This is a genomic window from Asticcacaulis sp. P2_C5 (assembly GCF_056404555.1).
Window position 1 is genome coordinate 70970 of sequence record NZ_JBFUDU010000004.1, and the last position, 12646, is coordinate 83615.

Genomic DNA, 12646 nt, shown 5'->3' on the forward strand with positions numbered 1-12646 from the left:
TAATTTCAGCTAAGCCCGACCTTGCCGATATCATAGAACCGTTTGGCGCGCTGTTCGACCAGTTGCTCCGGCGTCAGGAAGCTCAAGGCCTTCAATTCGTCTTCGAGCACGTCGCCCAGGGCGTCGATCATGGCCTCGGGATCGGAATGGGCGCCGCCCGCCGGTTCCTGGACGATGCGGTCGACAATGCCGAGCTTCAGCAGGTCGGGCGCCGTGATCTTCATCTGTTCGGCGGCATCCTTGGCGCGGGTCCCGCTCTTGTCGTCGCGCCACAGGATCGAGGCCGCGCCTTCGGGCGAGATGACGCTGTAGATCGAATGTTCGAGAATCAGCACGCGGTTGGCGGCGGCCAGGGCGATGGCGCCGCCGGAGCCGCCCTCACCGGTCACGGTCGCGACCATGGGCGATTTCAAGGTCAGGCCGCGCTCGGTCGAACGCGCAATGGCTTCGGCCTGGCCGCGTTCCTCGGCGCCGATACCGGGATAGGCGCCGGCCGTATCGACAAAGGTCAGGACCGGCAGGCCGTACTGCTCGGCCATGTCCATCAGGCGCACCGCCTTACGGTAGCCTTCCGGACGCGCCATGCCAAAATTGTGCTTCAGGCGTGTGGCCGTGTCATATCCCTTTTCATGGCCCATCACGACCACGGGCTGGCCACGAAAACGGCCCAGGCCGCCGACGATCGCCTGGTCGTCGCCGAACTTGCGGTCACCGCGCAGTTCGACAAATTCGGTGATCAGGCCGGTGATGTAGTCGACCAGGTGCGGACGTTCGGGGTGGCGAGCGACCATGGTCTTCTGCCACGGCTCGAGGCGGGAATAGGTCTCACGGCGCAGGACCTCGGTGCGGTCACGCAGGGCGCGAAGTTCGACTTCGAGATCGGCGCCGCCCGACTGCGACAGTATCGACAGCTCTTCGATCTTGGATTCCAGATCGGCGATCGGACGTTCGAATTCGAGATAATGTCGCATCAGGTCGCTCTGTGAATGGCCCAATTGGCGGTGGTCATCATAAAATTGCAATGATCTTCTAAGGGACGAGGCCTTTAACAGCAAGTCAGCTCCCGTCAAAGCGGATTTTCAGCCTAGCGACGTCCCCGTGCAAGCGGATGATGCGTCTCGACCACTTCGCGCAGGCGCTCGCCGGCAACATGGGTATAGATCTGGGTCGTCGAGATATCGGCGTGTCCCAGCAGAGTCTGGACCACGCGCAGGTCCGCTCCGCCTTCCAGCAGGTGCGTCGCAAAGGCGTGGCGCAGGACGTGCGGCGAGACCCGTGCCGGATCGATGCCGGCATTGACCGCCGCTTCGTCGAGCAATTGGCCGACCCGGCGCCGCGTCAGATGGCCTTCCTTACCGCGCGAGCAGAACAGAAACACATTGGCCTTGTCGCCGGCCGGCAGAAAGACCGGCCGGATTTCGAGATATTCCTTGATCGATGCCCGTGCCGGCGGATTGAGCGGCACCAGGCGTTCGACCCCGCCCTTGCCCTTGATGATCAGGAAGGCCGGATCGCGCACTACGGCGTCGAGCCGCAGCCCCACCAGTTCCGAAATCCGCATACCTGAGGCATAGGCCATGTCGATCAGGCATTGCAGCCGCACCGCCTGATGCGGCGCAATGGCATCGGCGGCGGCGATCAAGGCATCGACGTCGTCGCGGCTTAGAACCTTGGGCAGTTTCAAACCCTTGCGCGCCGCGGGCACCTTGCGCGACGGATCGGTCGTCATCAGGTTCTCCGCCACGCAAAAACGGTAAAACTGGCGCACGGCCGATCGTTTGCGCTGCAGGGAGGATGAGGCCAGGCCGCGCTCGCTCAAACCTTCGAAATAGCGGGCTATATCGCTTTCGCTCAGAGACAACAGGCCCTGCGGCGTCACCTGGCAGGCCGCCATGACGTCTTCCAGATCGCGGCCATAGGCTTCCAGGGTCGGCTTTGCTGCATTGCGTTCGACCGCCATCATCTGCAGAAACTGTTTGAACGGATCGAAGCGCATGGCGTCCTGTAGGCATTGTTCCCACGACCTTGGCAAGCGCCGGCTAATATCCGGTAAAGTTTACTTCGCGGCCGCCGTACGGTTTGGGCGGTTCAGGCCGCCCAAACCTCCGCCCGGCACGTGGCTGTAGTCGAGGCCGTAGAAGGACACCTGCCCAAAGCCCGACGCGCCCTGTCTGGCGTTTTCGCCCAGGTAGGCGCCAGCCTTGAAATACAGGGCATTCGTCATCCAGATGGCATTGATCGGCGTAGTCGAGAGATAGTCATTGCCACCGAAATAGACGTGAACCTCCAGCGTGCTGTCGTGGACTGCAATCTTGTACGAGAAGACCGCGCCGAGCGGGATCACCGGCGTCTGTCCGCCGGCATTGCGCAGCAGGAATGGATGCTCCTTGTCATCCGGCCCCGACAGGTCATTCTTGAAATAGACCGCGCCATTGTCCCAATACAGGCGGATCAGCTCGTCGTCCTTGCCGTGAATCTGGCCGATAACGATCTTGCCAGGCGTACGACTGGACAAGGTCGGCACCTGATCGACCCGCAGCGACGCCGTCAGGGTACCGCCCTCCGCGACCGTCCAGGCGGCGTCCTTGCCGTCGCTGCGTTCGCGCAGTTCGGAGCGCGGATATTTGGAGCCCTTGGTCGTCGGCGCGCTGACCGGTGCGCGGAAGACCATGGCGCCATCCGGCGCATCATAAAAATAGCGCGACTCGTACCCCGCCAGGTCTTTGATTTCCTCAGCCTCGCCACCGAAGAAACTGCGGCTGGCCGGCAGGGTCAGTTTCCAGCCCGTCAGATCGAAATGATCGGAATTATGCGCGCTGGCATCGCGCCACGCCGCATCCTGCGTCCCGGCACAACCGCCGAGCAGGGCCACCATGATGACCGTGCCTGCGAAAAGAGCGGCCTGGCCTATGGCCGGGCGATGATTACGGGGCGTTGCGGATTGCATGGTCTGTCACCTGCCGAAAAATGAGACGCGCGTTGTAGGGTAGCGTCGTCCTCACCTGTCGGGTTTCGTGGCGGCATGTGATCTGCCTTGACCTGCACCCTAGCTTTGAAACATGACGTTGATAAGGCGCAAAGCGGGAGGCCCGACACCACAAACTTTGTCAGATCATGGATTTTTCCCGCCAAGACTGGCAATGCCCCCCTGATATCGTGTAAAGTTTATCATTATGACTCCTTTTCTCGCCTGCCGGGTCGCGGCTATCTGACAATGACCGTAACGCCTGAACCCGCTGCGGCGGCGCCCGAACCGGCGCGCCCCGCCTTCACCCTGCCCCGAACCGTCGCCCTGGTTGGCTTGATGGGCGTCGGCAAGACAACGATCGGCAAACGCCTTGCCGATTACTTCGCCCTGCCTTTTGTCGATGCCGACGAAGAGATTGAAAAAGCGGCCGGCCAGAGCATTGCCGATATCTTTGCCAATTACGGTGAGACCGGTTTTCGCGACGGCGAACAAAGGGTTATCGCGCGCCTGCTCGATTCGCCGGTCCAGATCCTGGCCACCGGCGGCGGCGCCCTGACCCATGCCCGGACCCGGGAACGGCTAAAGGCGAAGGCGATCACGGTGTGGCTGAAAACCGACCTGAGGGTCCTGGCCCGCCGCGTCGCCAACAAGCCGCACCGTCCGCTACTGCGCGATCGCAGCCCGATGGACGTCCTGCGTGAACATGCCCGCACGCGCTATCCCCTGTACGAAATCGCTGACGTCGTGGTCGATACCGGCGACCAATCTCACAGCAAGGCCGTCGAAATGGTGCTCGACGCCTTGCAGCGCTATCTGGCACTACCCTCTGGACCCCAAGCTGGACCCACCCCATGACTGATTCGATCCGCCGCATCCCCGTCGAAGGCGCTGGTTTCAAGCCTTATGACGTCGTGGTGGGCCCCGGCCTGTTGCAGAATGCCGAAGCGTTGATCGGACCGTACCTGCGCAACAAACGCGCCGTCGTGGTGACCGACAGTAATGTCGCACCGCTGCACGCCGACGCTCTGTTGATGCAACTGGAAGCCGCCGGCCATCGCACCCACAAGATCGTCGTCCCGGCCGGCGAACAAAGCAAGTCGTGGGACGGGCTGAAATTCGTCATGGACGCCCTGCTCGATTGCGGCCTCGACCGTAAAGACGTCGTCCTGGCGCTCGGCGGCGGCGTTATCGGCGACCTGACCGGCTTCGCCTGCGCCATCTATATGCGCGGCATCGACTTTATCCAGATCCCGACGACGGTCCTGGCCCAGGTCGACAGCTCGGTCGGCGGCAAGACGGCCATCGATCACGAAAAGGGCAAGAACCTGATCGGCGCCTTCCATCAACCACGCCTGGTGCTGTGCGATCTCGATGTGCTCAAGACCCTGCCTGCGCGCGAAATCCGCTGCGGCTATGCCGAGATCATCAAATACGGTCTGCTCGGCGACCTGGCGTTTTTCGAATGGCTGGAAGCCAACGATACGCAGGTGCTGGCTCTGGAGCCCGCTGCCATCCTGCACGCCGTGGCGCGAAGCGTCGAGATGAAGGCCGAGATCGTCGCCCAGGACGAACGTGAAGGCGGGGCGCGCGCCCTGCTCAATCTCGGCCACACCTTCGGCCATGCCCTGGAAGCCGAGGTTGGCTTCGGCGATCTGTTGCTGCACGGCGAGGCCGTGGCCATCGGCATGTGCCAGGCCTTCCGCTATAGTTCACTCAATGTCGAATGCCCGGAAGACGAAGCCGTCCGCGCCATAGCCGCGATTCGTCACGCCGGCCTGCCGACCAAAATGTCCGACATCCGCAACGCACCGTTCGACGCAGATCGCCTGCTGACCCATATGGGCCACGACAAAAAAGCCGAGGGCGGGCACCTCACCTTCGTCCTGGCCGACCGGATCGGTCATGCCTTTGTCGCCAAACAGGTGGACCGGCAATCGATACAGGATTTCCTGGTGCTCGACGGCGCGACCACCGCGCCGCAGGAGGCCATAGCATGACCGAAGGCAACACCATGATCGCCGCTCTTATTGCGCTCGTCCCGATGCTGCTGGGCATCCTTGGGGTGTCGGCCATGTTCAGCGCAGCGGAAACGTCGCTGACCGCCGCCTCACGCGGCCGCATGCACCAACTGGAGCGCGACGGCGATCGCGGCGCCAAACGGGTCAATCGCCTTCTGACCAACCAGGAAAAAATGATCGGCGCCATCCTGCTGCTGCAGAACGTGCTCAATATCGGCGCCTCGGCCCTGGCCACCGTCTCGATCGATCGCGCCATACCCGGCCCCTGGGGTGCGGCCATCTCGACCGCCCTGATGACGGTCCTGGTCCTTGTCTTTGCCGAGGTCCTGCCCAAGACCCTGGCCATCATGCGCCCGGACGAGGTCGCGCGTTTTATGTCGCGGCCGGTCCTGTGGGTCGTCATTGCCTTTGGCCCGATCATCACGGCTGTGCAGTGGTTTGTCCGTGGCACGTTGCGGCTGTTCGGGGTGCGCCTGTCGATGGAGGTCGACGTCCTGGCGGCGCACGAGGAGATCCGCGGCGCCGTCGAATATCACCACGAAGAAGGCGCGGTCGAAAGCGAGGACCGCAACATGTTCCGTGGCGTGCTGGACCTGCAGGATCTCGATGTCAGCCAGATCATGGTCCACCGCAAGCAGATCGACATGATCGACGCCGATATGTCGACGTCGGACATTATCGAGGCGGCGCTGAATTTCAGCCATACCCGCATTCCGCTGTACAAGGGCAATACCGAGAACATTGTCGGTATCTTGCATGCTCGCGACCTTATGGCCGCGGTTACCCGGGCGCGCGGCGATGTCAATGCGGTCGATGTTATGGCGATCACCCGCCAGCCGTGGTTCATCCCCGACACCACCAACCTTAAGGACCAGTTGGCGGCGTTCCTGAAGCAGAAGCAGCACTTCTCCCTGGTGGTCGACGAATACGGCGCCTTGCAGGGCCTGGTGACGCTGGAAGACATTCTGGAAGAGATTGTCGGCGAGATCGACGACGAGCATGATGCGGTCTTTACCGCCATCCGCAAGCAGTCTGACGGCTCGATCCATGTCGACGGCGACATGCCGATCCGCGACCTAAACCGCGCCATGGACTGGGAACTGCCCGATGATGTTGCAGTGACCGTGGCCGGCCTGGTGATCCACGAGGCGCGCACCATACCGGAGCCTGGCCAAACCTTTATCTTCTATGGCCGCAAATTCCAGATCATGCGTCGCCAGCGTAACCAGATCACCGCCATCAAGATCACACCGATCCCGGTTACGGCCGCCATCGAGCTGTAAACGATCCGGTAACGTGTGGCAGCTCTCGACAGCTATCGCCTGAGCACGGCTACATATTTTTGCACAACATTCTGAATCTATGGCAATTTTCAACACGGAAAGCGCGGAAAAGTCGGATAGACGCAGAAAACGACTGCCATCTCTACCGCGCGAAGCGCATTCCTGCCGCGTTATTGGTGGCGTTCCGGAATAACAGCCCTTCGGGCACAGGCTTGTCCGCTTGCTCCCTTTCCGCCCCTGTCCGACTTTTCCGCGCTTTCCGCGATGAAAATTGCTGTAATTTCAAATATTGTACTTCAGCCAATGCGGCCCACGAACGACCTGACCCGATGGACGATCCGAATGCCCATCGACAGTAAAAAACCCCTCCGGACTGATCCGAAGGGGTTTTTCAGGATAGCTTAGCGGTAGTCTTCCGGCGGTAGCTCGGTCGGTTCGTACCCAGCCTCGCTTTCGTGTTCTTCCTTGCCCTGTGCGGCAAAGGCCGGTGAAATCAGCTTGCCCAGGAAGTGCGATATCTGGTCGATGATGGTATAGGCCGCCGGAACGAAGAGCAGCGACAGCAGGGTTGAGGTAATCAATCCCCCGATCACCGTCACCGCCATCGGCTGGCGGAAGGCGTCGTTGCCGACCGCAACCGGCATCATGCCGGCGCCCATGGCGACCGTGGTCATAACGATCGGACGTGCCCGCTTGTGGGCCGCTTCGAACAGGGCTTCCGTCCGAGACATGCCGTTCTTGATCGCCACCATCGCGTATTCGACCAGCAGGATCGAGTTCTTGGCGGCAATACCGACCAGCATGATCAGGCCGATATAGGACGGCATGGACAGGGCCATCCGCGCCATGATCAGGGCGATGAATGCGCCGCCGAAACAGAGCGGCAAGGCCAGCAGGATGGTGAAGGGATGCGAGAACGATCCGAACAACAGCACCAGCACGACATACATCAGCAGGATGCCGGTCGCGATGGCCATGATGAAGTTGGGCACCATTTCCATGAAGTCTTCGGTGTTCGGGTTGGCAACGATACGCACGCCCGGAACCTCCCCCTTCTTGATCTTGACCATGGTCGGCGTCTTCATCACCGCGGCGTCGGCCGTACCATTGGGCACGCCATTGAGGTCGCCCGTCACGGTCGCCGAACGCGTCCTGTCGAGACGGTTGATCTGGATCGGTCCCGCGCCGAAGGTGATGTCCGCAACAGCCGACAGCGGAACCGATGTACCGAACTTGGTCGGCACCATCAGGTTCTGCAGATTGTCGACATTGTAACGTGCATCGGCCTTCAGAAGCACCCGGATCGGCACCTGGCGGTCGCCCTGGTTGAACTTGGCGAGGATCTGGTCGATATCGCCCACCGTCGCAACGCGCGCCACCGAACTGATGGTGTTGGTCGAAACCCCCATCAGCGCCGCCTGGTCAGGCTTTGGCGTGATGACAATTTCCGGCCGCGTCAGGTTGTCGGCGGAGTGGACATTGGTCAGTTCCGGCAGAGCCGCCATTTCACGTTGCAACTGTTGCACGGTCTGGCCCAGCACCTTTTCGTCGTCGCCGACGATAATATAGGCCACGCCCGTACCGCCGCCGCCGTCCTGGCCGAAGCTGGAATGAATCCCGGCATAGGTGGCCAGCGTCTTGGAGAACATCTGCTCAAACTGGGTCTGGCCCAGCTTGCGTTCATTTTTCGGAACCAGGCCGACCGTGATCGACGCGCTCTCCATATTGATGACGCTGTAGGTGCTCTTGACTTCAGCGTGCTTGCGCAGATCGTGTTCGATGCGCTGCACGACGCTGTCGGTTTCGGCCAGGGTCGATCCCGGCGTCAGGGACAGGCTCATGATCGACATCGACTGATCGTCAGCCGGGATATTGTCCTGCGGGATCGTGCCCATCAGGGCGATGGCCCCGACAAAGAACATGAAGCCACCCAGGATGACCGCCCAGCGCGCGCCGAGATAAGACTTCTTCAGATTGACGGCCAGGGCGATGGCACCGATCAGGCACGCAACACCGATCGCCGCGATCACACCGCCGACGATCTGGCCCGACATCTGCGGATGCACGATGACGCCGTCAGGGCCTGGGTGCGGGAAGATCGATCCGGCGCCCATCATGATGATGCCGAGAGAGATCAGGCCGAAGAATTCCAGCGCTACCCAGCGCGTCTTGACGTAGGGCTTGTGAATGACCAGCACCAGCAACAGCGTCACCAGGAACACGCCGGCGGCGGCAATGCCCATAGGCATGGCCTTCTGGGTCAGGAAGTTGATCAGCAGCAGGATCGAGATCAGCAGGCCGTGCATCAGGATGTACCAGCGCCATTTGACGTGACCCTCGAGGGTCCAGCGCAGCATGGCCTGGTAACCGTCCATCCAGAACGGCTTGTCGTTGTCGTGCTTCGGGTTCGAGCGCAGCAGATAGGCGCCCATCAAGGGCGTCAGGGTCCGCGCCACGACCAGCGAGAAGAAGATACTGACGCACGACGCGATGGCGAAGCTCTTGAAGAACTGGCCGACGATGCCGGGCATGAAGCCGGTCGGCGCGAACACCGCGATCAGGGTCGCCGTGGTCGCCACGACCGCGAGACCGATTTCGTCGGCGGCTTCGATGGCGGCGGCATAGGGCTTCTTGCCTTCGCGCATGTGGCGGACGATGTTCTCGATTTCCACGATGGCGTCGTCGACCAGGATACCGACGGTCAGCGACAGGGCCAGCAAGGTGACCACGTTGAACGACTGGTTGAAGGCGTGCATGACGTAGAAGGTTGGCAACAGCGACATCGGCATGGCCACGGCGGACACGAAGGTCGCCCGCCAGTCCCGCAGGAACAGCCACACCACGAACACGGCCAGGGCCGCGCCGATCAGCAGGGCTTCCATGGAGGTGTCGAAACTGCGCTGGACTTCCTTGACGCTCGACGACACTTCTTCGATCTGAACGTTTTTGTTGCTTGCTTGCAGCGCGGTAATCGCGTCGCGCACACCCTTGGCGACGTGGACTTCCGATGTGCCGCGCGTGCGCTGGACATTGAAGCCGACGACTTCGTTGCCGTTATAGCGTGCCCGGCTGCGCGGCTCTGACCAGGTGTCCGAAACCGTGCCCAGATCGCCCAAGCGCACCGAGCCGCCGTTCGACAGGGTGATGCGCGTCTCGGCCAGTTGCGTCACATTTTCGGCGCCGCCCACGGTGCGGATCGTCTGTTCGGTCGAACCGGCATTGAACCGCCCGCCCGGCATGTTGACGTTGAACGAGCGCAATTGCTGACTGATATCGCCGGCGCTGACGCCCTGGGCCGCCAGCTTGGACGGGTCGAGTTCGATGCGGATTTCGCGATTGACGCCGCCGTCGCGGTTCAGCTGCGACACGCCCTTGACGCCCAGAACCTTCTTGGCAACGTTATTGTCGACATACCAGCTGAGCTCTTCGGGCGACATATTGGCGGCACGAATGGTATAGCTGAGCAAGGGCTGGCCCTGCGCGTTCTCGACGCGCGAGACGATCGGATCCTGAACGTCGCCAGGCAGGTTAGCCCGCACCCCCGCCACGGCATTTCGGACGTCGTTCGTCGCCTTTTCCAGGTCGGTATCGAGCTGGAAGGTAACAACCGTCGTCGACGCGCCTTCGTTGACATAGGACTGGATGTGGCGAACGCCGCCCAGGCCGGAAACCGAGTCCTCGACGATGCGCGTGACCTGGTTCTGCAGTTCGGTCGGTGCCGCGCCCGACCGGACAACCGTCACGACGACGATCGGAAAATCGATATCGGGCCAGTTATTGATACGGGTCTGCATGAAGCCGAGAATCCCGGCAACCGTCATGACCATGAAGAAGACCAGCGTCGGGATCGGATTGCGAATCGACCACGACGATATCTGGAAGCCCCCGCCACCGGCGGGTTTGGCGGCAGTATACGACATCTTATTCCCCACCAGCTTGCGGGTTACCCGCCAGCTTTACCGTGTCACCATTGTTCAGGAAGCCGGCGCCGGTCGTAACCACACGTTCGCCCGAGGTCAGGCCGTCGCGCACGATAACGCCCTGGCCCTGCTGGCCACCGAGGGTCAGGTTGCGGAAGGTCACCTTGTTATTGGCGCCGACGACATACACGCCGGGCTTGTTTTCATTGTAGATGATGGAATTCTGCGGCACGACCAGAACGGTCTGGGCGCCGGCCGTGACCGAACCTTGCGCGAACATGCCCGGACGCAGGCCCGAAGACCACGGCACGGTGATGCGGGCATAGCCCAGGCGCGTATTGGGATCGACCATCGGGGTGACGATGCGCACGGTGCCGGTTACCGGTCCCGTCGACTGCGACGTGACTGTCGCGGCCATGCCTGGCGTGATCACATGCAGGTCGCTCTCGACCACTTCCATGTTCAGTTCGACGCGGCCATCGCGGACGATGCGGAACAGTTCGGCGCCCGGCTGAATGATCTGCCCCAGCACGGCCTTGCGCGAAGCGACAATGCCCGAAACCGGCGCACGCACCGTGGCCAGCGACAATTGTGTCTGGGTGGTTTCCATGGCGGCCTGTGTGGTCAGCATGGCGGCCTGGGCGTTTTCCAAAGCCGCAGCGGACAGCCAGCCCTGCTTGAACAGGGTGTCGGCGCGCTGATAGGCCTTGTTGGCCTGGTCGTAGCTGGCCCGGGACTGTTTGAGCTGGGCCTGGAGCAGGACGTCATCCATCTTCAGCAGGGGCTGGCCCTGCTTGACATAGGCGCCTTCATCGACCAGCAGGGCGACGGCGGTCAGACCGCCGGTTTCTGCGCCGACCGGCACCTCCTGCCACGCGCTGACCGTGCCCGTACCCGTCACCGTGATCGGCGCCGTGGTGTCACCGACTATGGCGTAATTGACCACGGACGCATGCTCTGCGCCGGCGGCCGGCTTTGCGCCTGCCTTGGCGTCCTTGCCGTCTTTTTTCGAGCAGGCCTCGAGACCGAGCCCCATCGCCAATGCCGCGGCCAGGCCCACTGTGATCACCAGCGGCCGTGCACGCCTGTTCAGCCCCATAAACATGCTCTTAGATTCCCGAATTGCTCTCTCTTGGTACATGATGAGGCCCGTATATCCGCAAGTCAACGAAACGCACGTTAAAAAACATCCACTTAAGCCGCAAAAGCGTGGCATCCCGGCCACGGCTCACGCACAGAGTGTTCGTTAACAATCCCTCTGACAGGAAACTGTCAGCAGGGTATTTTATTTTTTGCACCCAGGCGCCGCGAGCCGCTTGGTACGCCCCTGGACGCCTCCCTCTTGAAAACAAAGTTAAGATGTGACTGACTGGCCGCCATAGCATCAGGGAGACTTCGCATGGACTGGCAGAGCGGACGCAGGGGCGGTGTCGATGACCGGCGTGGCAGTGGCGGCGGTGGCCCGGGTATGATCGGCGGCGGCGGCGTGGTCGTCGTGATCGTTGCCCTGATCGGCTATTTCGTCTTCGGCATCGATCCGCAGAAGATCATGAACGGACTGGAAACCGGAGCTCCGGTCGAATCCGAGTCGACGGCGTCACTGGTGACCCCCGAGGACGAGGAAGGCAAGTTTGCCGACGTCATCCACACCTCGGCCGACGATATCTGGGCCGAGATCTTCCGCGCGGAGGGCAAGACCTACCGGCCTTCGACCATTACCCTTTACAGCAGTGCCACCCGGACGGGCTGTGGTACCGGCCAGGCGGCCATGGGCCCCTTCTATTGTCCGGAGGACGAGCACGTCTATCTCGACCTCGGCTTCAACCAGACCCTGGAGCAGCAGTTGGGTGCCAAGGGTGACTTTGCCCGGGCCTATGTCATTGCCCACGAAGTCGGCCACCACGTGCAGAACCTGCTCGGCATCAGCGGCGAGGTCGAAAAGGCTGAACGTCGTCTCGGCGGCGCCGGCGCCAACAAACTGTCGGTCAAGCTGGAACTTCAGGCCGACTGCTATGCCGGCGTCTGGGCGCAAAGGTCCAATGCCGAGAAACATTGGCTCGATGCCGGTGATATCGACGAGGCGATCGGTGCCGCGTCGGCCGTCGGCGACGACACGCTGCAACAGGCGACCCAGGGCCAGATCGTACCCGACAGCTTCACCCACGGCAGCTCGGCCGACCGCGTCAAGTGGTTCAAGACCGGCTTTGCCAATGGCGACCCGGCCGCCTGCGACACCTTCGGCGGTAGTTTGTAGATATTTCGCGCGACCTCAGCTCTGTGTGAATTCGTCGGTGCTCGGCTACATCTCTGCGGGAAGAGCCTGATTTTACAGTAATTTTCAACGCGGAAAGCGCCGAAAAGTCGGAAAGACACGGAAAGGGAGCCGGCGTGTAACCCTGTGCCCGAAGGGCTGTCGTTCCGAGCTATTGGCACTTATACAGCAATACGGCGCTTCGC

The 12646-nt window shown here is 61.8% G+C and carries 9 protein-coding genes; 4 read left to right on the forward strand and 5 right to left on the reverse strand.

Going from position 1 to position 12646, the window contains the following annotated elements; all coding sequences use genetic code 11:
* Positions 1-5 precede the first annotated feature (5 nt).
* The 3 genes from AC1DXO_RS08455 to AC1DXO_RS08465 all read right to left on the reverse strand — a co-directional run bounded on the left by AC1DXO_RS08455 (position 6) and on the right by AC1DXO_RS08465 (position 2947).
* A complete protein-coding gene (locus AC1DXO_RS08455) occupies positions 6-974 on the reverse strand; it encodes an acetyl-CoA carboxylase carboxyltransferase subunit alpha (RefSeq protein WP_476977969.1) in 969 nt (322 codons plus the stop codon).
* A gap of 110 nt (positions 975-1084) precedes the next feature.
* The gene (locus tag AC1DXO_RS08460; protein WP_476977685.1) at positions 1085-1996 is read right to left on the reverse strand and encodes a tyrosine recombinase; all 912 of its coding nucleotides are present in this window, start codon (positions 1994-1996) and stop codon (positions 1085-1087) included.
* A gap of 60 nt (positions 1997-2056) precedes the next feature.
* Positions 2057-2947 (reverse strand): polysaccharide lyase family 7 protein, encoded by an 891-nt coding sequence (locus AC1DXO_RS08465; RefSeq protein WP_476977686.1) that lies wholly within the window; start codon positions 2945-2947, stop codon positions 2057-2059.
* Positions 2948-3214: 267 nt separating this feature from the next.
* On the opposite strand from AC1DXO_RS08465, the gene AC1DXO_RS08470 reads away from it, so the two are divergent.
* From AC1DXO_RS08470 to AC1DXO_RS08480, 3 genes are read left to right on the forward strand one after another with little or no spacing between them, the layout of a single operon-like run.
* Entirely contained in the window at positions 3215-3823 is a 609-nt protein-coding gene (locus tag AC1DXO_RS08470) for a shikimate kinase (RefSeq protein WP_476977687.1), read from the forward strand.
* Positions 3820-4965 carry a 3-dehydroquinate synthase gene (gene aroB / locus AC1DXO_RS08475; protein WP_476977688.1) on the forward strand — a complete coding sequence of 382 codons (1146 nt, stop codon included), beginning with the start codon at positions 3820-3822 and terminating at the stop codon, positions 4963-4965. The genes AC1DXO_RS08470 and aroB overlap by 4 nt, the downstream gene beginning before the upstream one ends.
* A 14-nt stretch (positions 4966-4979) precedes the next feature.
* Positions 4980-6269 (forward strand): HlyC/CorC family transporter, encoded by a 1290-nt coding sequence (locus tag AC1DXO_RS08480; protein WP_476977970.1) that lies wholly within the window; start codon positions 4980-4982, stop codon positions 6267-6269.
* A gap of 401 nt (positions 6270-6670) precedes the next feature.
* Here AC1DXO_RS08480 and AC1DXO_RS08485 read toward each other — a convergent pair whose 3' ends face one another.
* Positions 6671-10189 carry an efflux RND transporter permease subunit gene (locus AC1DXO_RS08485; protein WP_476977689.1) on the reverse strand — a complete coding sequence of 1173 codons (3519 nt, stop codon included), beginning with the start codon at positions 10187-10189 and terminating at the stop codon, positions 6671-6673.
* Between the two features lies 1 nt (position 10190).
* Positions 10191-11294, reverse strand: a complete 1104-nt coding sequence (locus AC1DXO_RS08490) for an efflux RND transporter periplasmic adaptor subunit (protein ID WP_476977690.1) — start codon at positions 11292-11294, stop codon at positions 10191-10193.
* 294 nt (positions 11295-11588) lie between these two features.
* On the opposite strand from AC1DXO_RS08490, the gene ypfJ reads away from it, so the two are divergent.
* Complete coding sequence (ypfJ, locus tag AC1DXO_RS08495; RefSeq protein ID WP_476977691.1) at positions 11589-12443, forward strand: KPN_02809 family neutral zinc metallopeptidase; 855 nt, start codon at positions 11589-11591, stop codon at positions 12441-12443.
* The last annotated feature ends 203 nt before the right edge of the window (positions 12444-12646 follow it).

What these genes read in the sequence shown, in the direction of transcription:
- AC1DXO_RS08460 (WP_476977685.1), bottom strand. Translation starts at nt 1,996, where the DNA reads ATGCGCTTCGATCCGTTCAAACAGTTTCTGCAGATGATGGCGGTCGAA.
- AC1DXO_RS08465 (WP_476977686.1), bottom strand. Translation starts at nt 2,947, where the DNA reads ATGCAATCCGCAACGCCCCGTAATCATCGCCCGGCCATAGGCCAGGCC.
- AC1DXO_RS08470 (WP_476977687.1), top strand. Translation starts at nt 3,215, where the DNA reads ATGACCGTAACGCCTGAACCCGCTGCGGCGGCGCCCGAACCGGCGCGC.
- aroB (WP_476977688.1), top strand. Translation starts at nt 3,820, where the DNA reads ATGACTGATTCGATCCGCCGCATCCCCGTCGAAGGCGCTGGTTTCAAG.
- AC1DXO_RS08480 (WP_476977970.1), top strand. Translation starts at nt 4,980, where the DNA reads ATGATCGCCGCTCTTATTGCGCTCGTCCCGATGCTGCTGGGCATCCTT.
- AC1DXO_RS08485 (WP_476977689.1), bottom strand. Translation starts at nt 10,189, where the DNA reads ATGTCGTATACTGCCGCCAAACCCGCCGGTGGCGGGGGCTTCCAGATA.
- AC1DXO_RS08490 (WP_476977690.1), bottom strand. Translation starts at nt 11,294, where the DNA reads ATGTTTATGGGGCTGAACAGGCGTGCACGGCCGCTGGTGATCACAGTG.
- ypfJ (WP_476977691.1), top strand. Translation starts at nt 11,589, where the DNA reads ATGGACTGGCAGAGCGGACGCAGGGGCGGTGTCGATGACCGGCGTGGC.